5 protein-coding genes are annotated in these 23262 nt (G+C 72.1%); all 5 read left to right on the top strand.

Annotated features, from left to right (window positions below):
• Positions 1-72 precede the first annotated feature (72 nt).
• The 5 genes from OG623_RS29320 to dpgA all read left to right on the top strand — a co-directional run bounded on the left by OG623_RS29320 (position 73) and on the right by dpgA (position 23251).
• Complete coding sequence (locus OG623_RS29320) at positions 73-18870, top strand: non-ribosomal peptide synthase/polyketide synthase (RefSeq protein ID WP_406150557.1); 18798 nt, start codon at positions 73-75, stop codon at positions 18868-18870.
• A gap of 38 nt (positions 18871-18908) precedes the next feature.
• Positions 18909-20126, top strand: coding sequence for a cytochrome P450 (locus tag OG623_RS29325; protein WP_406152058.1), 1218 nt, complete (start codon positions 18909-18911; stop codon positions 20124-20126).
• Positions 20127-20217: 91 nt separating this feature from the next.
• Positions 20218-21150: a sulfotransferase domain-containing protein gene (locus OG623_RS29330; RefSeq protein ID WP_406150558.1), complete on the top strand. Its 933-nt coding sequence runs from the start codon at positions 20218-20220 to the stop codon at positions 21148-21150.
• Positions 21151-21218: 68 nt separating this feature from the next.
• Complete coding sequence (locus OG623_RS29335) at positions 21219-22100, top strand: TauD/TfdA dioxygenase family protein (RefSeq protein WP_406150560.1); 882 nt, start codon at positions 21219-21221, stop codon at positions 22098-22100.
• 26 nt (positions 22101-22126) lie between these two features.
• Positions 22127-23251 (top strand): 3,5-dihydroxyphenylacetyl-CoA synthase DpgA, encoded by a 1125-nt coding sequence (dpgA, locus tag OG623_RS29340; RefSeq protein ID WP_406150561.1) that lies wholly within the window; start codon positions 22127-22129, stop codon positions 23249-23251.
• Positions 23252-23262 lie beyond the last annotated feature (11 nt).

The following is a 23262-nucleotide window of genomic DNA, read 5'->3' on the forward strand; positions in this document are numbered from 1 at the left end:
GGGTCGCAACACGTCCGCGTGGACGGCCCGCGCGGATGCAACGGACAGCCCGGCCAGCACTGAGGAGTGCACGTGATTCCTGCGTCGTACGCGCAACGCCGGCTGTGGCTCGTGGACCGGCTGGAAGGCCCGAGCGCCCTCTACGTCGTCCCGCTGGTCCTGCGGCTCTCCGGGCGGCCGGACGTGACGGCCCTGCGGGCGGCCCTGCACGACGTGGTGACCCGCCACGAGGCGCTGCGCACCCGGTTCCCCCAGGTCGACGGCGAACCCGTGCAGGAGATCGTGCCCGCCGTCGCGCTTCCCGACCTGCTGACCGTGGACGAGGTACCGGCCGACGAGCTGGAGGCCGAGATCGGCCGCACCGGCCGTCACGTCTTCGACCTGACGGCCGGCATCCCCTTCCACGCCCGGCTGCTCACCGTCGACGACCGGACGTCGGCGCTCGTGATCGCCCTGCACCACATCGCCGCCGACGGCTGGTCCGCCGCCCCGCTCTGGCGTGACCTCTCCGCCGCCTACACCGCGCGCCTGGCCGGGGCCGAGCCCGACCTCGCGCCGCTGCCCGTGCAGTACGCCGACTACACCCTGTGGCAGCGCGAACTGCTCGGCGACGCCGATGACCCCGGAAGCCTGCTCGCCGAGCAACTCGCCCACTGGCGCACGGCGCTGGCCGACGCCCCCGAGGAAATCCAGCTGCCCACCGACCGGCCGCGGCCCGGAGCATCCGCCCACGACGGAGGCACCGTACGCCTCGACATCCCGGCCGACCTGCACGCCCTCCTCGCCGACGTCGCGCGTGCCGAGAACGCCACCATGTTCATGGTCTGGCACGCCGCGGTCGCCGTACTGCTCTCCAAGCTCGGAGCCGGCGACGACATCCCCATCGGCAGTCCGTTCGCCGGACGCGACGAGGCCGACCTCGAAGACCTCGTCGGATTCTTCGTGAACACCCTCGTCCTGCGCACCGACCTGACCGGCGATCCCGCCTTCACCGAGGTCGTCCGGCGGGTGCGCGTCGCGACAGCCGGTGCCATGAACCACCAGGACGTGCCCTTCGAGCGGCTGGTGGAGGAACTCGCCCCGGTCCGGTCACCGACCCGGCACCCCCTCTTCCAGGTCAACCTCACCCTGCACAACACCCCACAGGCCCGGGTCGACCTGCCCGGCCTGACGGCCGTCGCGGACTTCGCGGACCTGACACTGGCCAAGTACGACCTCGACCTCCAGGTCCTGGAACACTTCGACGAACAGGGTCGGCCTGCCGGTCAGCGCGTCGAACTCCACTACTCCGCCGACCTGTTCGACCGCACCACGGTCGAAACCCTCGCCGGCCGGCTCCTGCGGGTTCTGCGGCAGGCCGCGCGCACCCCGCACCTCGCGCTGCACGCCGTCGACGTCCTCTCGTGCGACGAACGCGAGACGCTGCCGGCCGCCGCGGGCGACACCACCGCCCCGCCGCCCGGGGCGACCGTGCCCGACCTCTTCGCCGCCAGGGCCGCCGCCCATCCCGAGGCGACAGCCGTGACCCACGACGAGAACAGCCTGACCTACGCCGAGCTGGACGCCGAGTCCAACCGCCTCGCCCGCCAACTCGTCGCGTGCGGCGCCGGACCCGAGACCCGCGTCGCGGTGTCGCTGGACCGTGCTCCCGGCCTGGTCGTCGCGTTGCTCGCCGTCATGAAGGCGGGTGCGGCGTACCTCCCGCTCGACCCGGCGTACCCGGCCGCCCGGATCGACGCACTCCTCACCGACTCCGCTCCCACCCTCCTGCTCACGACGGCAGACACCGCCGCACACGCCGTCGCTCCTTCGGGCCTGCGCCGCGTCCTGCTCGACGACCAGGACGTCCGCACCGCCGTCGACGCGAGGGACGCCGGTGCGCTCGCCCAGGAGGAACGCCGCGCCTTCCTGCGGCCCGGCCATCCGGCCTACGTCATCCACACCTCGGGTTCCACCGGAACGCCCAAGGGAGTCGTGGTCGCCCACTCACAGGTGACCGCGCTGCTGCGGTCCGCCGCCGACCGGTACGGCTTCGGCACCGACGACGTGTGGACCTGGTTCCACTCCTACGCCTTCGACTTCTCGGTGTGGGAGCTGTGGGGTGCGCTCCTCACCGGCGGCCGGCTCGTCGTCGTCGGCCATGACACCTCCCGCTCCCCGGCGGACTTCCACGCCCTCCTGGTCCGCGAGGGCGTCAGCGTCCTCAGCCAGACGCCTTCCGCCTTCCAGCAACTCGACCGGGCCGATGCCCGAAAGGACACCGCGGCGCTCGACGCACGGCTACGCCTCGTGGTGTTCGGAGGCGAGGCCCTGGACCCCGCGCGGCTCACGGACTGGCACGCCCGTCACGGTGCCGAAGGCCCGCGCCTGGTGAACATGTACGGCATCACCGAGACGACCGTGCACGTCACCCACCTCGACCTGGACGCCGGCAACCGCGGCGCGCCCGGCACGCACGGCGGCAGCCCCGTAGGACGCCCCCTCGACCACACCCGCGTGTACGTCCTCGACGACGCGCTGCGGCCCGTGCCGCCCGGCGTGCCCGGGGAGATGTACGTCACCGGTTCCGGATTGGCCCGCGGCTATCTGGAGCGGCCCGGAACGACCGCCGCACGCTTCGTGGCCTGCCCCTACGAACCGGGCGAGCGGATGTACCGCACGGGCGACCGGGCCCGCCGCGCCACCGACGGAACCCTCACCTACCTGGGCCGCACCGACGACCAGGTGAAACTGCGCGGCTTCCGCATCGAGCCCGGCGAGGTGGAGGCCGCCCTGCTCGGCCACCCGCAGGTGGCCCAGGCCGCCGTCGTGCTCCGCACCGACACCCCCGGTGACCGGCGCCTCGTCGGCTACGTCGTCCCCCGCGACCCGGCCGGTGCCACCGGCGAGGACGGTGCGGACCTGGCACGCCGGGCGCGTGAGTACGCGGCGGCGGTGCTGCCCGCCCACATGGTGCCCTCCGGCTGCGTGCCGTTGGCGCGGCTCCCGCTCACCGTCAACGGCAAACTCGACCGTGCCGCGCTGCCCGCCCCCGGCCGGGAGAGCACCACGGTTCGCGGACGAGGCCCCGCGACCGTGCGCGAGCAGATCCTCTGCACGGCCTTCGCCGATGTCCTGGACCTGCCCGAGGTCGGAGCCGACGACGACTTCTTCGCGCTCGGCGGACACTCCATGCTCGCCGTGCGCCTCCTCGACCACCTCCGTGCCCAGGGCGTCCGCGTCGACATGCGGACCTTGTTCACCGCCCCGACGCCTGCCCGGCTGGCCACCGTCGCGGGTCCCGAACCCGTCCGGGTCCCCGAGGGCACCGTGCCGCCCGGTGCCGCACACCTCACCCCGGAGATGGTCCCCCTCGCCGGTCTCACCGAGGACGAGCTGCGCACCCTCACCGACGCTTTGCCCGACGGCGCGGCCGGTGTAGCCGACGTCTACCCCCTGGGGCCCCTCCAGGAGGGGCTCTTCTTCCACCACCGGTTCCACGCCGGAGCGCGCACCACCGGGTCCGGAACCATGAGCGACGCCCACACGGGCACCGGCGACCAGGACGCCTATGTCGTCCGCTACGTCCTGGGATTCGACACCGCGCAGCTCCTGGACGCCTTCCTCGCTGCCCTGTCCCAGGTCATCGACCGGCACGACGTCCTGCGCACCTCCCTCGCCTGGACGGACCTGCCGCACCCCGTGCAGGTCGTGCACCGGCACGCGGAACTGCCCGTCACCGAGACCGACCTGGGAGACGGGCCGGTCCCCGTCGAACGCCTGCTGGCCCACGGCGACGAGCCGCTGGACCTGCGCAGTGCCCCGCTGATGGATGCCCGGACCGCCACCGAGCCCGGCACCGGCCGCCGGCTCCTCGCCGTCCGTATGCACCACATCACCCAGGACCACACCACGCTCGACCTGGTGCTGCGCGAGACGACCGCCGTACTCGCCGGCCGCGGCGACGGCCTGCCCGCTCCCCGCCCCTACCGCGACTTCGTCGGACAGGCACTGCTGAGCACCCCCGCCGAGGAACACAGCGCCTATTTCGGCCGGCTCCTCGGCGATGTCACCGAACCCACCGTCCCCTTCGGCGTACGGGAGGTGCGGGGCAGCGGTACCGACGTCACCGAACGCCGCACCGTCCTCGACCAACGGGTGACAGCCCGCCTGCGGGACCAGGCCCGTCGCGCCGGAGTGAGCGCCGCGACCGTCCTGCACGTCGTGTGGTCCCGGGTCCTCGCCGCCGTGTCCGGACGGGACGACGTCGTCTTCGGCACCCTCCTCCTCGGACGCATGCAGGCGGGCGACGGCGCCGGCGACGTGCCCGGCCTGTTCATCAACACCCTCCCGGTCCGCGCCCGCACCGCCGGCACCGACGTGGCCGGAGCGGTCCACGCCATGCACCACCAGCTCGCAGAGCTCCTGGTGCACGAGCACGCCTCGCTCGCCGTCGCCCAGCGGGCCGGCGGTGTGCGGGCACCCGCGCCGCTGTTCACCGCAGTGCTCAACTACCGGCACAACACCGAGGGCGGCCCCGGCTCGGTCCTGCCGCCCGGCACGGAGCTCCTCGCCTTCCGGGAGCGCACCGACTATCCGCTGACCGTCTCCGTCGACGACGACGGCACGGCACTCGCGTTCGACGTCCAGGCCGCGGCCTCCGTCGACCCGGACCTTGTCACCCGGCTGCTGCACGCCACCGCCGAGCGCGTCGTAGACGCCCTCGAACAGGCTCCGGACACCCCGCTGGCCGACCTCGACGTACTGCCGGCCGCCGAGCGGCACCGCATCCTCACCGAGTGGAACGACACCGTCGCGCCCGGTCCGGTCCCCACCCTCGACGCCCTCTTCGCCGACCGGGCGGCCGCCACCCCGCACGCCCCGGCACTCGCCTTCGACCACGAGAACACGTCCGCGGACCACGGGGACGGACGCGGAGAGGGGCTCGGCGGAACCGAACACCTCGACTACGCCGAGCTCGACGCCCGCGCCAACCGGCTGGCCCGCCACCTGATCGGGCACGGCATCGGTCCCGAGGGCCGGGTCCTGCTCCTCATGGACCGCTCGCCCGACCTTGTCGTCGCTCTCCTCGCGATCCTCAAGTCCGGTGCCGCGTACGTACCCGTCGACCCGGACCAGCCCGCCGAACGCATCGCCCACCTGTGCGGCGACGCCGCGCCCGTGGCCGTGCTCACCCGCACCGCACACGCCGGGGCCGTGCCCGTGGACGCCCCGGCGGCGATCGTCGTGGACGACCCCGCCGTACGTTCCGCGGTCGCGGCACTGTCCGCGCATCCGGTCACCCAGGGCGAGCGCTCCACCCCGCTCCACCCCGCCCACCCGGCGTACGTCATCTACACCTCCGGGTCCACCGGCACCCCCAAGGGCGTCGTCGTCCCGCACTCCGGAGCGGTCAACCTCCTCGCGTTCCGCTGGCCCGGTCTGACCGCCGACAGCCGTCTGCTGCAGTTCGCCTCGATCGGCTTCGACGTCGCGACCTGGGAGATCATGACGGCCTTCGCCGCCGGAGCCTGCCTGGTCATGGCGCCCGCCGCCCGGCTGCTGCCCCGCGGTGGCCTCGAGGACCTCGTCGAACGGCACGCCGTCACCCACCTGCAACTCCCGCCCACCGTTCTCGGCATGGTCGAGGACGACCACCGGCTGGCCGGCGTACGCACGCTGCTGGTGGCCGGCGAGGCACTCGGCCGGACGCTGGTGGACCGTTGGGGCGCCGACCGCTGGTTCGGCAACGCCTACGGCCCGACCGAGATCACGGTCATCGCCGCCGCAGACGGTCCCCTGCGCCCCGGTGACGCTCCCACCATCGGCGGCCCGCTGCCAGGCGTCCGCCTCTACGTCCTCGACGCCCGCCTCCAGCCGGTCCCGGACGGCGTCGACGGCGACCTGTACGTCGCCGGCGCCGGAGTGGCCCGCGGCTACCTCGACCGGCCCGGACTCAGCGCCGAGCGCTTCGTGGCCGACCCTCACGGAGCGTTCGGAACCCGTATGTACCGTACCGGCGACAGGGCCCGGCGCACCTCCGAGGGGCGCCTGCTGTACACCGGGCGCGCCGACGACCAGGTCAAGATCCGCGGCTTCCGTATCGAACCTGGTGAGATCGAGACCCGGCTCACCGAGCACGAAGGCGTCGCCCACGCCGCCGTCATCGCCCGCGACGACGTTCCCGGCGCCCCGAGCGACAGGCGCCTCGTCGCTTACGTCGTGCCGAGCGACCCCGGCGCCACCGGTCTGCCGGCCCTGCTGCGCGAGTACCTCGCGGCCCGGCTCCCGGCCCATCTGGTGCCGGCCGCGTTCGTGTCCATGGACCGGCTGCCACTGTCGGTCAACGGCAAGCTCGACCGGGCCGCGCTGCCCGCCCCGGACCCCGCCACCGGTGCCGGCGTCGCGCGTCCCACGGGTACGTACGACGAACTCCTGTGCGCGGCCATGGCGCAGGTCCTGGGCCTGCCGCGGGTCGGTGCGGGCGACGACTTCTTCGCGCTCGGCGGGCACTCGCTGCTCGCCGTGCGCCTGGTGAGCCGCGTCCGCGCCGTCCTGGGCGTCGAGATCCCGGTGCACGCGGTCTTCGAGGCGCCCACGGCGGCGCGACTCGCAGCGCGCATGGGGGAGTGGACGGGGGTCGGTGTGCGGCCTGCGGTGTCGGTGGGGGTGCGGCCCGGTCGGTTGCCGTTGTCGTATGCGCAGCGTCGGTTGTGGTTCGTGGACCGGTTGGAGGGTGCGAGCGCGCTGTACAACATTCCGTTGGTGGTGCGGTTGTCGGGGCGGGTGGATGGTGCTGCTCTGGGTGCTGCGTTGGGTGATGTGGTGGTGCGGCACGAGGCGTTGCGGACGCGGTTTCCGCAGGTGGAGGGGGAGCCGTATCAGGAGATTGTGCCGGTGGGTGAGGCGCGGGTGGAGCTTCCTGTGGTTCCTGTTCGGGGGGATGAGTTGGAGGGGCGGGTCGAGGAGTGCTGTGGGTATGTCTTCGATCTGGCTGGTGAGCTGCCGCTGCGTGCGACTCTGTTGACGGTGGACGAGGAGAGTTCTGTCCTTGTCCTGGTGGTGCATCACATCGCGGGTGACGGGTGGTCGCTTGCGCCTCTGTGGCGGGATCTGTCGGCCGCGTACGCCGCGCGCCGGGCCGGCCATGCCCCGGGCTGGGAGCCGTTGCCCGTGCAGTACGCCGACTACACCCTCTGGCAGCGGGACCTGCTCGGCGACGCCGGAGACCCCGAGAGCGTGCTGGCGGAGCAGACCTCACACTGGCGCACGACGCTTGGGGGTGCCCCCGAGGAACTCGCGCTTCCCAGGGACCGGCCGCGCCCTTCCGTCGAAAGCCACCGGGGCGCGGCGATACCCGTCCGTGTACCTGCCGAACTGCACGCGCGGATGGCGGAACTGGCCCTGGCCGAGGGTGTGACCATGTTCATGGTGTGGCAGGCGGCGGTGGCCGTGCTGCTGTCGCGGCTGGGCGCGGGGGATGACATCCCGCTGGGCAGCCCGGTCGCGGGACGCACCGACGCGTCGCTGGAGGACCTGGTCGGTCTCTTCGTCAACACACTGGTGCTGCGCACCGATCTGTCCGGCGACCCCGCCTTCACCGACGTACTCGCCCGGGTCCGCCGGGACGCACTGGGTGCACTGCACCATCAGGAAGTCCCGTTCGAGCGCCTCGTGGAGGAGCTGGCACCGCCCCGTTCGATGGGCCGCCACCCCCTCTTCCAGACCGTCCTGGAAGTGCAGTCCACGCCCCTCCTCGTCCCGGAACTGGACGGAGTGGACGTGGAAGTACTGCCCTACGCGGTCCGCGACGCCAAGTTCGACCTCGACCTGCAGGTCGCCGAGCGCTTCGACGCCGACGGACGTCCCACCGGCATGGAGGGGGAACTCGTCTATGCCGCCGACCTCTTCGACCGCACCACCGCAGAGGCCCTGGCCGCCCGGCTGTTGCGCGTCCTCGACGCCGTGGCCACCGCTCCCGGACGGCCCGTGCACACCGTCGACGTACTCGACGAGGCCGAGCGGCGGCTGCTGCGGGACTGGTCCGGTCAACAGCCCGAGATCGGCGGCCCGGACGCCCGGGTCTACATCCTCGACGACCGGCTCACGCCCGTTCCGCCCGGCATGACCGGCCGGCTCTACACGACCTGCGACGGGACCACGGACGACGCGGTCGCCTGCCCGTTCACCGAGGAGGAGTCCACCATGCGACCCACCGGAGCACATGCCCGCTGGGATGAGGAGGGACGTGTACGCATCGTGGCGCCCGGCACCGGAACAGCACCGGTGACGGACGCACCGCCGTCCGTCACCGCCCCCGCCCGGCGCGGAACAGGGCTGCGCGAGGAACTGCTCCGCACCGCCTTCGCCCACGTACTCGGCGTGGAGGAGGTCCTCGCGGACGACGACTTCTTCGCCCTCGGAGGCCACTCCCTCCAGGCCGTGCGCCTGGTGAGCCGCATCCGCGCGGTCCTCGGAGTCGAACTGCGCGTGCGGGACCTCTTCGAGACACCGACCGTGGTCGGACTGGCCGCCAGGCTGGACGAGGCGACGGGGGTCGGTGTGCGGCCTGCGGTGTCGGTGGGGGTGCGGCCCGGTCGGTTGCCGTTGTCGTATGCGCAGCGTCGGTTGTGGTTCGTGGACCGGTTGGAGGGTGCGAGCGCGCTGTACAACATTCCGTTGGTGGTGCGGTTGTCGGGGCGGGTGGATGGTGCTGCTCTGGGTGCTGCGTTGGGTGATGTGGTGGTGCGGCACGAGGCGTTGCGGACGCGGTTTCCGCAGGTGGAGGGGGAGCCGTATCAGGAGATTGTGCCGGTGGGTGAGGCGCGGGTGGAGCTTCCTGTGGTTCCTGTTCGGGGGGATGAGTTGGAGGGGCGGGTCGAGGAGTGCTGTGGGTATGTCTTCGATCTGGCTGGTGAGCTGCCGCTGCGTGCGACTCTGTTGACGGTGGACGAGGAGAGTTCTGTCCTTGTCCTGGTGGTGCATCACATCGCGGGTGACGGGTGGTCGCTTGCGCCTCTGTGGCGGGATCTGTCGGCCGCGTACGCCGCGCGCCGGGCCGGCCATGCCCCGGGCTGGGAGCCGTTGCCCGTGCAGTACGCCGACTACACCCTCTGGCAGCGGGACCTGCTCGGCGACGAGGAGGCCTCCGACAGCCGTCTCACCGCAGAGGTCGAGCACTGGCGGGCCACTCTCGACGGCGTCCCCCACGAATTGGCCCTGCCGTTCGACCGGCCCCGGCCGGCGAGGCCCGGGCGTGGCGGTGGCTGGGCCGACATCGAGGTGCCCGCCGAACTGCACGCGAGGATGGTGAAGCTGGCCCTGGCCGAGGGTGTGACCATGTTCATGGTGTGGCAGGCGGCGGTGGCCGTGCTGCTGTCGCGGCTGGGCGCGGGGGATGACATCCCGCTGGGCAGCCCGGTCGCGGGACGCACCGACGCGTCGCTGGAGGACCTGGTCGGATTCTTCCTCAACACCCTCGTCCTGCGCACCGATCTGTCCGGCGACCCCGCCTTCACCGACGTACTCGCCCGGGTGCGGACGACGGCACTGGACGCCCTCGACCACCAGGACGTCCCCTTCGACCGGCTCGTGGAGAAGCTGGCACCCGCCCGCTACACCGACCGGGTGCCCTTCTTCCAGGTCCTGGTCGCCGTACAGAACATGCCGCAGGCCCCCGTCACGCTCGACGGCCTCGACTCGGACGCGGGGCCCGGAAAACCCACCACGGCCAAGGTCGACCTCGACGTCCAGGTCGTCGAGCTCCACGACGAGGACGGCGCACCGAACGGCATGGCCGGCGGCCTCACCTACGCCACGGATCTCTTCGACCACTCCACCGCCGAGACCCTCGTCGCCCGGCTGCTGCGCGTCCTGGACGCCGTCACCGCCGACCCCGCCCGGCAGATCTCCCGCATCGACGTCTTCGACCCCGCCGAGCGGCGCCGTCTGCTCACCGAGTCGAACGGACCCCGCAGCGACACCCTGGCGCTCACCGTCCCCGAGGTGTTCACCATCCGGGCCTCCCGCGCCCCGAAGGCGATCGCCCTCGACACCGGTGCCGAACAGGTCACCTACGGACAGCTGGAGGCACGCTCGAACCGGCTCGCCCACCACCTCATGGATCTCGGTGTCGGACCGGAGACCGTGGTCGCCGTCGTCATGGACCGCTCCCCGGACGTGGTCACCACCCTGCTGGCGGTCCTCAAGGCCGGTGGGGCCTACCTCACGCTCGACCCCACCCAACCGGCCACCCGCAGTGCCGAGATGGCCGCCCTCGCCGGAGCCGGGATGTGCCTGGCCGACGGACGCCACGCCGATGCGGCACGCGGCATGTTCGCCACCGTCGTCGTCGCCGACGAGGGAGACTCCGCATGGGCGGACCGGCCGGCCGGCACCGTCGCCGGACGCAGCCTGCCTGACCAGCTCGCCTACATCATGTTCACCTCCGGCTCCACCGGCGAACCCAAGGGCATCGGAACCACCCACCGCGACATCGTGGACCTCGCCGGCGACCGCTGCTGGCAGTTCTCCGGCACCGCCCGAGGCATGTTCGCCGCACCGCACACCTTCGACGGCTCCACGGTCGAGGTGTGGGTACGGCTGCTCACCGGCGGCGCCCTCGTCGTCACTCCACCCGGGCGGACCGACGCGGCCCGCCTCCGCGGGCTCGTCGCCGACCACGGACTCACCCACGCCCATCTGACCGCCGGCCTGTTCCGGGTCATCGCCGAGGAGGACCCCGCCGCCTTCACCGGCGTCCACGACGTGCTCACCGGCGCCGACATCGTCCCCAAGGAGGCGGTCCGCCGGGTCCTCGAAGCGGTCCCCGGCATCGTCGTCCGCAGCAGCTACGGACCGACCGAGTCGACCGTCATCGCCACGCAGATCGCGCTCACCGACCCCGACACCCTGGGCGACGCCGTGTCGATCGGCCGCCCCATGGACAACACCGGCGTGTACGTCCTCGACGACAGTCTCCGGCCCGTCCCCGCGGGCGTCGCCGGCGAGGCGTACATCGCCGGTGCCGGACTGGCCCGCGGCTACGTCGCCCGCGCGGGACTCACCGCGGAACGTTTCGTGGCCTGCCCCTTCGACACGGAAGGCGCACGCATGTACCGCACCGGCGACATCGTGCGCCGACGGGCCGACGGCGCACTGGAATTCGTGTCCCGGGCCGACGACCAGGTGAAGATCCGGGGCTTCCGGGTCGAGCCGGGCGAGGTCGAGGAGCTCCTGGCCGCTCACCCCGCCGTCGCCCAGGCCGTCGTCACGGTCCGCGAGGACACCCCGGGAGACAAGCGTCTCGTGGCCCATGTGACGTACCTGCCCGGTGAGTCCCTCTTCGACGTACGCGAGTTCGTCGCCGGACACCTGCCCGAGTATCTGGTACCGGACGCGGTCGTCGTACTGGACCAACTGCCCCTGACCGCAAACGGCAAGGTGGACCGCGCGGCCCTGCCCGCCCCCGACGCGGTGAGTGCCGGGGCGCCGCGCCGGCCGCCGTCCCTGCGCGAGGAACTCCTCTGCTCCGTCTTCGCGCAGGTCCTGGACGTCCCCCGGGTCGGTGTGGACGACGACTTCTTCGCGCTCGGGGGCCACTCGCTGCTGGCCGTGCGCCTCGTCAGCCGGATCCGCTCCCTCCTCGGCGCCGAGATCCCCGTACAGGCCGTCTTCGAGACGTCCACCGTCGCCGGCCTCGCCGCCGTCGTCGAGGACGCCGTGTCCACCGGCACCCTGCGACCCGCGCTCACCTCCCGCGACCGGCCCCGACGGGTGCCGCTCTCGTACGCCCAGCGCCGCCTGTGGTTCGTGGACCGGCTCGAGGCCGCCGGGCCCCTCTACAACATCCCGCTCGCGCTGCGGCTGACCGGCACGCTGGACCCCGGCGCGCTCCGTGCGGCCTGGACCGACCTGCTCACCCGCCACGAGAGCCTGCGCACCCGGTTCCTTCACGCCGACGGCGACCCCTACCAGGACATCGTCTCTCTCGACGACTTCCCCCCGTACTTCGCCGTCGAGACCGTGGACCGCGCGGACCGGGACGCGCGGATCACCGAAGCCGCCGGTCACGTCTTCGACCTGACCGCCGGGCCACCCGTCCGGGCCACCCTTCTCGACGTGGACGGACCGGACAGCGAAGAAGCGGTGCTCGTCCTCCTCACCCACCACATCGTCGCCGACGGCTGGTCGATGGTCCCTCTGCTGCGCGACCTCTCCACCGCGTACACCGCGCGCCTGGCCGGCCACGCCCCCGGCTGGGAGCCGCTGCCCGTGCAGTACGCCGACCACGCCCTGTGGCAGCGCGACCTGCTCGGCGACGGCGACGACCCCGACAGCGTCCTCGGCAGGCAGGTCGCCTTCTGGCGGGACGCGCTGAGCGACAGTCCCGAGGAGCTGACCCTGCCCACCGACCGGCCGCGGCCGGCCGTGGCGAGCCGCGAGGGCGGCTGGGTTCCCATGGTCACCCCGGCCGGGCTGCACGCACGCCTGACGGAACTCGCCGTGACCCAGGGAACCACCACCTTCATGGTGTGGCAGGCGGCACTCGCCGTCCTGCTCTCCCGCCTCGGCGCGGGCCAGGACATTCCCGTCGGCAGCCCGGTCGCGGGCCGTACCGACGAGGCCGCCGACGATCTGATCGGCTTCTTCGTCAACACCCTCGTGCTGCGGACCGACCTCTCCGGCGACCCCACCTTCGCCGAGGTGCTCGGCAGGGTCCGCAGGTCGGCGCTGGGAGCCCTGGGACACCAGGACATACCGTTCGAGCGACTGGTGGAGGAGCTCGCACCGTCACGGTCCCGGGCCCGCCACCCCCTCTTCCAGGTCCTGCTCGCCGTGCAGAACGTGCCCGGCGCCTCCGTCGATCTGCCGGGGCTGCACGTCGAGGCGCTCCCGACCGAGCTGGGCCGCGCCAAGTTCGACCTCGATCTCCATGTTGCCGAACGGTTCGACGACGAGGGAAGGCCCGCCGGCACCGACGGCGGGATCACCTACGCCGCCGACCTCTTCGACCGCACGACCGTCGAGGCCCTCGTCGACCGCCTCCTGCTCGTCCTGCACGCTGTCGTCGCCGATCCCACCGCGCGGGTCCGTGACATCGCACTGCTCGACCCCGCCGCGCACCACCGCGTCCTCACCGAGTGGAACAGCACCGAACGGGCCGAACCGGCGGCCACCGTGCCCGACCGCTTCCGGGCCCAGGCCGCCCGCACCCCGCACACTCCCGCCCTGGTCGCCGACGGGGCGCGCATGACGTACGCCGAACTCGACGCCGCCTCCGACCGGCTCGCCCAGTACCTGACCCGGCACGGCGCCGGCCCCGGACAGCTCGTCGCCGTCGCCCTGGAGCGCTCGCCGGAGACGATCACCGCCCTGCTCGCCGTCCTGAAGACCGGCGGTGCCTATCTCCCCGTCGACGTCGGCTATCCCACCGCCCGCGTCGAGTTGATGCTGCGCGACGCAGCCCCCGTCGCGCTCCTGACCACCGGCGACATCGCGGACCGGCTGCGCGGGGCCGGCGAGGACCTGCCGTGCGTCGTCCTCGACGACCCACGGACCCGGGACGCGGTGGCCGCGGAGAAGGCCGTGCCCACGGCCACACCGCCGCACCTGGACTCCGCCGCCTACACCATCTACACCTCAGGCTCCACCGGCACTCCCAAGGGCGTCGTCGCCACCCACCGGGCCGTGGACCGCCTCGTCCGCCCCGCCGACTACGCCGACGTGCGTGCCGAGGACGTGGTCTCCCACCTGGGATCGGTCTCCTTCGACTCCACCACCTTCGACATCTGGGCCACCCTGCTCAACGGTGCCACCCTCGCCGTGGGACCCCCGGGTTCCCCCTCCGTCGCGGACATCCGTGACTTCCTCGCCCGGCACCGGGTGACCGTCGCACTGCTTCCCACCGGACTGCTGCACCAGGTGATCGACCTCGACGTCGAGGCGCTGCGCGGTGTCCGCTCCGTGCTGACCGGTGGCGAGGCACTCTCCGTCGAACACTGCCGCACCCTGTTCGACGCCCTGCCCGGCGTGCGGCTGATGAACGGATACGGACCCACCGAGAGCATCACCTACACCCACACCCACGTCGTCACCCCGGAGGACGTCGACAGCGGCCGTGCGATCCCGCTCGGCCGCCCGCTGGCCCGCACCCGCGCCTACGTCCTCGACACCGCCCTGCAGCCGGTCCCCGTGGGTGTCCCCGGCGAGCTGTACATCGCCGGGGACGGTCTCGCCCGCGGTTACACACACCGACCGGGCCTGAGCGCCGAACGCTTCACGGCCTGCCCGTTCGAGGACGGCGGCGCCCGGATGTACCGTACCGGCGACCTGGTGCGGTGGCGGTCGGACGGTGTGCTGGAGTTCGTCGGGCGGGCCGACGACCAGACCAAGATCGGTGGCTTCCGCGTCGAACCAGGAGAGGTGGAGGCCACGGTCTCCGCCCACCCCGACGTCGCCCAGGCCGTCGTCGTGGTCAGGGAGGACACCCCCGGCGACAAACGCCTCGCCGCCTACGCGGCACCCGCGGACCCCGCCGTCTCCGGCCCCGAACTGTCCGACCGCATCCGGGAGTTCGTCGCCGACCGGCTGCCTGACCACATGGTGCCGCCCTTCGTGACCGTCCTGGACCGGCTGCCGCTCACCCCGAACGGCAAGGTCGACCGGGCCGGCCTGCCCACCCCCGACCCGATGGCCGCCGTCAGCGTGGAACGCGGACCCGCCTCACCCTACGAGGAGCTGCTCGGAGTCGTCTTCGCCGATGTGCTGCGCCTGCCCCGCGTCGGCATCGACGACGACTTCTTCGCCCTGGGCGGGCACTCCCTGCTCGCGGTAAGGCTGGTCAGCCGCATCCGTACCGTACTGGGCGCCGAGACCTCCGTGGCCGCCGTCTTCGAGAACCCGACCGTCTCCGGCCTGGCACGGCAGCTGACCCGGGACGGGGGCCGCGTCCGACCGGTCGTCGTGCCGATGCCGCGCCCACCCGTGCTGCCGCTGTCCAACGGCCAGAGCCGCCTCTGGTTCGTGGACCGCATCGAAGGACCCAACCACCTCTACAACATCTGTCTCGTCCTGCGGCTCACCGGGGACGTGGCCCCCGAGATCCTGCGCACGGCCCTCGCCGACGTGGTCTCCCGGCACGAGAGCCTGCGCACCACCTTCCCCCTGGTCGATGACGAACCGACCCAACACGTCCTGCCCGTCGACCAGGTGGCCGTGGACCTGCCCGTCACCGCCGTCACCGAGGAGGAACTGGCGGAAGCGCTCTCGGCGCTCGCCGCCCACCCCTTCGACCTGGCTTCGGAACTGCCGCTGAAAACCGCCCTGTTCTCTCTGGCCCCCGGCGCGTGGGTGTTCTCGCTCACCGTCCACCACATCGCCGGCGACGGCTGGTCGATGGGCCCGCTGTGGAGGGACCTGTCGCAGGCCTACCGGGCGCGTGCCGCCGGGCGGGCCCCGGAGTGGGTGCCGCTGCCCGTGCAGTACGCCGACCACACCCTCTGGCAGCGGGACCTGCTCGGCGACGTGGACGACCCGGACAGCGTGCTCGCCACCCAGGTCGCCCACTGGAAGGACCGGCTCCGGGGCGCGCCCCAGGAGCTCGCCCTGCCTGTGGACCGGCCCCGCCCGACGGTGTCGGACCACAGGGCCGGACTGGTGCCGCTGAACATCCCGGCACCCCTGCACGCACGTCTGGCGGAGCTGGCGCTCGGACAGGGCGTGACCATGTTCATGCTGCTGCACGCGGCTGTCGCGGTCCTGCTGTCCAAGAGCGGTGCCGGACGGGACATCGTGATGGGCAGCCCCGTCGCCGGACGCACGGACCAGGCCCTCGAAGACCTCGTCGGCTTCTTCGCGGGCACCCTGGTGCTACGCACCGATCTGTCGGGCGACCCCGACTTCCTGCAACTGCTCGACCGGGTACGCGAGGCCGGCCTCGACGCGTTCGAGCATCAGGACGTGCCGTTCGAGCGCCTGGTGGAGGAACTGGCCCCGGCTCGCTCCATGGCCCGGAATCCGCTGTTCCAGGTGATGCTCGCCGTACAGAACAACCACAGGGGCACACTCAGCCTGCCCGGCGTGCACGTGAGCGAGGAGCGCGCCGGTTCCCTGACGGCCCGGTTCGACCTGGATTTCGAGATCCGGGAGAGCTTCGACGAAGGCGGTGCGCCCGCAGGGCTCGACGGCGAGGTCGTCTTCGCGGCCGAACTCTTCGACCGCTCCACGGTGGAGACGCTCGCGGCCCGGCTCACCAGGGTCCTGGAGGAGGTGGCCGCCGACCCCACCCTGCCGGTGGCGCGTGTCGACCTCCTCGACGACGCCGAACGGCGGCGCGTGCTGGAGGAGTGGAACGACACCGCCGGCCCCCTCCCGGACGACACCCTCGCCGGACTGCTCGCCCGGCAGGCCGCCCGCACACCCGGAGGCATCGCCCTGGTCTCCGACAGCACGCAGGTCACCTACGCGGAACTCGACGAGCGGTCCGACCGGCTCGCCCGGCACCTGATCGGCCTCGGAGCAGCGCCGGAGACCCTGGTGGGCGTGGCCCTCGAACGGTCGGTGGAACAGATCGTCGCGCTCCTGGCCGTGGTCAAGACCGGCGCCGCCTACCTGCCCGTCGACCCCGGCCAGCCGCGGCGGCGCACCGACCTCGTGCTCACCGACGCCTCCCCGGTCCTGGTACTGAGCACCGCGGAGACCACCGCCCGGCTCGGCGGCACGGAGTCGACGGCGCCGGCACGGTGGCTCGACCTCGACGGACCCGCGATGATCGGTCTCCAGGACACCCCGGCATCCGCGCCGGTGACCGATGCCGATCGCGGGACGCCCCTGCTGCCGCACCACCCGGCCTACGTGATGTACACCTCCGGCTCCACGGGCACCCCCAAGGGCGTCTGCGTCCCCCACCACGGCGTGGTCAACCAACTGGCCTGGATGCAGGAGGAGTACCGCCTCGAACCGACCGACCGCGTGCTCCAGCGGGCGTCGTTCGGATTCGACGCGTCGGTGTGGGAGATCTTCTGGCCCCTGCTGAACGGCGCCGCGGTGGTGCTGAGCGGGCCCGGCGCACACGCGGACCCCGTCCACCTCGCCGAACTCATCGACCGGGAAGGGGTGACCGTCGCCCAGTTCGTCCCCTCGGTGCTGCGGACGTTCCTCGACGGAGGTGCCGCCGGGCGGTGCACCGGCCTGCGGACGGTCCTCTGCCTCGGTGAGGCGCTCCCGGCCGCCGTGCGCGACCGCTTCCGTGAGGTCCTCGGCGTGCCGCTGCACAACCTCTACGGCCCCACCGAGGCGTCGATCGCCGTCACCTCCTGGCCGTGCGACGCGGCTCAGGACGGCGACACCGTGCCCATCGGACGCCCCCTGCGCAACATCCGGGCGTACGTCCTCGACGACGGCCTGCTGCCCGCTTCCCCCGGCACCGCCGGCGAACTGTACGTGGCCGGCGACGGCCTGGCTCGCGGATACCTGGGCCGGCCGGTGCTCACCTCCGAGCGCTTCGTGGCCTGCCCGTTCGGAGGCCCCGGCGAGCGGATGTACCGCACCGGCGACATCGTGCGGTGGACGGCCGGAGGACACCTGGAGTTCCTGGACCGCGCGGACGACCAGGTGAAGATCCGCGGCTTCCGCATCGAACCGGGCGAGATCGAGGCGACCCTGGCCGCGCACCCGGAGATCGCCCAGGCGGCCGTCGTCACCCGGGAGGACCCGGGCGGCGAGCCCGCCCTGGCCGGCTACTTCGTCCCGGCGGCCACCGCCACCGCCGACGACGGCGCGCACCTGGAGAGGCGGGTCAGGGACTACCTGGCCGACCGGCTCCCGGAACACCTGGTGCCGCCGGTCCTGATGCCGCTGGACACGCTGCCGCTCACCCTCAACGGCAAGCTGGACCGGGCCGCCCTGCCCGCCCCCGACTACACCGCCCTCGCGGCCGGCGGCCGGGGCCCCCTCACACTCCGCGAACAACTGCTGTGCTCCGTCTTCGAGCAGGTACTCGGAGTCTCACCCGTCGGCGTCGACGCGAGCTTCTTCGACCTCGGCGGCCACTCCCTGCTCGCCGTACGGTTGGTCAACCGCATCAAGGTGGTCATCGGCGCCGACGTCCCCGTCCGCGCCGTGTTCGAGGCGCCCACCGTCGCCGCCCTGCTGGCCTGGATCTCCATCGAGGGGCGGCAGGGGACCACGGACGTGCTGGTGCCCATGCGTGCCTCCGGCGGACGGCCTCCGCTCTTCTGCGCCCACACCGTGCTGGGCCTGGGCTGGGAGTACGGCTGGCTCGCCGACGCCGCCCCCAGGGAGCAGCCGCTCTACGCCCTGCGCCCCCGCGGCATGGACACGGGCGCGGAGGAACTGCCCGAGTCGCTGGCCCGGATGGCCGCCGACTACGTCGCGCAGGTCCGTGCCGTGCAGCCCGAAGGCCCGTATCACCTGCTCGGCTGGTCCTTCGGCGGCAACGTCGTCCAGGAGATGGCGGCCCAGCTCCAGGACGAGGGCGAGAAGGTGGCCGCCCTGATCCTGCTGGACTCCAGCCCCGTGGACGGCCCCGTCACCGCCGAGCAGCGCGCGGGCTTCGCCGAACAGGAGGAGAAGGTGGCCGGTGCGCTCACCGGCGAGGAGCACGAGGCGTATCTCCGCGTCGTCCGCAACAACACCCGCATCCTCCTGGCGCACCGGACCCGCAAGACGTCCGGCACCCTGCTGCTGATCTCCGCCGACTCCGAGGCGAAGGCCGCGCTCTGGCGGCCCTTGGTCTCCGGCGAGGTACGGGAGCACACGCTCGACTGCGCCCACCGCGAGATGCTCCTCGACCCGGACGTCGTCCGGCGGATCTGGGACATCGCGGCGGGCGAACTGGAACCGACCGACGCCGACCCGGACCCGGCGTGACGGCCGGTCCGGCGGACGGCACCCCCTGCGAGACGAGGATGGCTGTGGGCGACCCCCTGTACACCGTCACCACCATGCCCACGCGGCGCCGGCCCGACCGGCCGTTCGACCCGCCGGCCGAACTGCTCGAAGCCCGCCGCCACGGTCCCATCAGCCGCTACGTCTTCCCCGGCGGGGTGGACGGCTGGCTGGTCACCGGATATGACCTCATCAGGTCGGTCCTGGCCGACCAGAGGTTCAGCTCACGGTGGGAACTCCTGCGCCACCCGACCGTCGACCACGGGGACATCGAACTGGAACCCGCGCCCCCGGGCGAGTTCCTCTTCATGGACGATCCCCGCCACGGCCGCTATCGCAAGCCGCTGATGGGTAAGTTCACCGTACGACGCATGCGGCTGCTCACCGAGCGCATCGAGGAGATCACCGCCGGGCACCTCGACGCCATGGAACTGGCCGGACCACCCACCGACCTGGTGACCGCGTACGCCAAACCCATCCCGGCGGTCACCATCTGCGAACTGCTGGGCGTCCCGCACAGCGAACGCGACTCCTTCCAGGAGCAGGTCGACGCCTTCCGGGACCTGGAGTCCGACCGCGACGACCTCATCGCTGCCTACCTCGCGACCCGCGCCCACCTCGGCACACTGGTCGCCGCCAAGAGGGCCAGCCCCACCGACGACGTGCTGAGCGAACTCACCGACAGCGACCTCACCGACGAGGAACTGGTCGGGATGTCCCTCTTCCTGCTCGCGGCAGGCCTCGACACCACCATGCACATGATCGGTCTCGGCACCTTCGCACTGCTGCGCCACCCCGAGCAGCTCGACGCGCTGCGCGCCGACCCCGAACTCGCCGACCGGGCCGTGGAAGAACTGCTGCGCTACCTGAGCGTCGGCAAGACCTTCATGCGGACGGCGCTGCAGGACGTGGAGCTCGGCGGCCACACCATCAAGGCCGGCACCTCGCTGATCCTGTCCTACAACACCGCCAACCGGGACCCCGACCGCTTCACCGACCCCCACGTGCTCGACCTGCACCGCCAGGAGGGCGCCCACATCGCCTTCGGACACGGCATCCACCAGTGCCTGGGCCAGCAACTGGCCCGCGTCCAGATGAGGGTGGCGTTCCCCGCCCTGGTCCGCCGCTTCCCCACACTCCGGCTCGCCGTCCCCGCCGAAGAGATCGTCCTGCGCCCCGAGGCGGAGATCGCGGACGTCTACGGCGTGAAGAGTCTCCCGGTCACCTGGGACGCGTAACTGTGGCGAACGTGGATGCCGTGCGACGGCCCGCCACGGCAGATTGTGACCGAATCCGCTGCCTCTCCGTTCCCTTGTGAGGGATGTCGCCATGGGTGATCAGACCCAGAACCGAGCACCGATCCGGTACAAGTCTCCGCAGCAGGACAGTGCCCGCTGGAACGACTTCCCGCTGCGTGAGGGCGACATCGTCGTCAGCAGCCCGGCGAAGTCAGGCACGACCTGGGTACAGATGATCTGCGCGCTTCTCATCTTCCAGACCCCCGAACTTCCCAAGCCACTGTCGGCCCTGTCACCGTGGCTGGACCAACTCTTCACCCCGCAGGACCAGATGTACGCGCAGCTCGCCGCGCAGGAACACCGCCGCGTCCTCAAGACGCACGTCCCGCTCGACGGGCTCCCGCTCGACCCGCGCGTCAGCTACCTCGTCGTCGCACGCCACCCCCTGGACCGGGCCCTGTCCATGTACCACCAGGCCGCCAACGTCCGCGCCGAGTGGCTGCACGCCTTCAACAGCGACCAGGACTCCACCGAGTACACGGGCCCGTCCTCCCTCACGCTCCCGCCGGCCCGCGAGTACCTGCTCAACTGGTGCCGCGCCGGCGAGTCCGACGCCTGGGAGCAGGACGTGGCCGCCGCCGAACTCCACCACCCGCTCGACGCATGGAACCGGCGCGATGAGCCGAACGTCAGGCTGCTGCACTACGACGACCTGTGCGCCGACCTGGAGGGCCAGACGTCGGCGCTGGCCGAGTGGCTGGGCATCACCGTGGACGAGTCCGTCCTGGCCGAGCTGGTGCGTGCGGCGACCTTCGACGAGATGAAGGGCAGGGCCGCAGACCTGGCGCCGGACAAGGAGGTCCTCGCGGACCCCGCGCAGTTCTTCCGGTCAGGACGCTCCGGCGGTGCCCGTGACGTCCTGACCGAGGACGACCTCAACGCCTACCACGAGCGCGTCGGCGCCCTCGCCCCGAAGCCGTTCCTGGACTGGCTGCACGGCGGAACGGCGGGCGCCCGCCCGTGAGCCCCCGCGGGCTCCCCGCCGACGCCTCGGCCTCGAAGCCCCCGTCACCACTCGAAGGAGACCCCGCTGTGCCCCCGTCCGCAGCACCGCAGCCCGCCACCGACCTCGACATCCGCCGCGTCTCCGGTGCCCTCGGCGCCGAGGTCCGCGGGATCGAGCTCAACGACCTCACCGACGCCCAGTTCGACCGCATCCACGAGCTCATGCTCGAACACCTCGTGCTGTTCTTCCCGGACCAGGAGACACTGACCCCGGAAGGACACGTGGCGTTCGGCCGGCGCTTCGGTGAGGTGGAGGTCCACCCCTTCCTGCCCAAGCTCGAGAACCACCCCGAGATCACGGTGATCCAGCCCGACAAGGGCGGCAAGGCCGACGAGTGGCACATCGACGTCAGCTTCAGCCCCAGCCCGCCGATCGCGTCGATCCTGCACCTCATCGACACCCCGTCCGCCGGCGGCGACACCATGTGGAGCAACCAGTACCGGGCGTACGAGACGCTCTCCGAGCCGTTCCGCGAGATGCTCGAAGGCCTTACCGCCGTCCACGTCCTGAAGATCCCACCGGTCGTCGAGATGTCCGCCGAACATCCCGTCGTGCGCGTACACCCGGTGACCGGACGCAAGTCGCTCTACGTCACCCGGATGTGGACCTCGCACATCCCGCAGCTCACCCGGCAGGAGAGCGACACCGTCCTCCAGCACCTGTTCGAGCACTCCGAGCAGCCGGCCTTCACCCTCCGGTACCGCTGGAATCCGCACACCGTGGCCCTCTGGGACAACCGCGTCACTCAGCACATCGCCATCAACGACTACCAGGAACACCGCCGCGGTCAGCGTGTCACGGTCAACGGAGACCTGCCGTCGAGCAACACCGCGCGCCGGCCCGAGTACCGGCGCAACGGCGACGAGCGCTACTACCCGCGCCGCATCAACGCCAAGGCCGGCTACTGAGCCGGCCCCGCCCCACGGAGGAAGACGTGCGCGGAACCCAGCAACCGGTCGGCCGGGCAGCCGGGCAGCCCCCGGGGCGAGCAACGGGCGGCACACCGGGACTGGTCGGTGTCGGCACCGCCGTGCCACCCGTCTCGTACACCCAGCGCGAGGTCCTCGACACCTTCGGCATCACCGACCGCCGCATCCGCTCCGTCTTCCTCGGGGGCAACATCGAGCGCCGCAACCTCACCCTGCCTCCGATCGGCCCCGACGGGCGGCCCGTCCAGGAGTCTCAGGGCGACCTGCTGCGCAAACACACCGAGACAGGGCTGAGGATGGGCCGGGAGGCCGTCGAACGCTGCCTGGCCGACTCCGGCGCCGAGCTCGCCGACATCCGCTACCTGTGCTGCGTCACCTCCACCGGACTGCTCACGCCCGGCCTGTCCGCGCTGCTCATCAGGGACCTCGGCATCCATCCGTCCTGCCAGCGCCTCGACGTCGTCGGCATGGGCTGCAACGCCGGGCTCAACGCGCTCAACGCCGTCGCGGGCTGGGCCGGCGGACACCCCGGCGAACTCGCCCTCATGGTCTGCGTCGAGGCCTGCTCCGCCGCCTACGTCTTCGACGGCACGATGCGCTCCTCGGTGGTCAACAGCCTGTTCGGCGACGGCGCGGCCGCCGTCGCCGTCCGCGCGCCCGCGCACCCGGACGACGAGGCGCCGCCGGCCGGTCCGGAACTGCTGAGGTTCACCAGCCACATCATTCCCGAGGCCGTCGCCGCGATGCGCTACGACTGGGACGACGTACACGGCAAGTTCAGCTTCTACCTCGACGCCGATGTGCCCTACGTCGTCGGCGCCCACGCCGAGACCGCGGTCTCCCGTCTCCTCGACGGCACCGGACTGGGTACCGGGGACATCGCCCACTGGGTGGTGCACTCCGGCGGCAAGAAGGTCATCGACGCGATCCGGGTGAACCTCGAACTGTCCCGGCAGGACGTGCGGCACACCACCGGAGTGCTGCGCGATCACGGCAACCTCTCCAGCGGATCGTTCCTGTTCTCCTACGAGCGGCTGCGCGACGAGAAGACCGCCGCTGCGGGCGACCTCGGTGTCCTGATGACGATGGGGCCGGGGTCGACCATCGAGACGGCCCTGGTGCGCTGGTGAGGAAAGGAACT

Origin of the sequence: Streptomyces sp. NBC_01012, from assembly GCF_045162755.1 — a bacterium.
Taxonomy (GTDB): domain Bacteria; phylum Actinomycetota; class Actinomycetes; order Streptomycetales; family Streptomycetaceae; genus Streptomyces.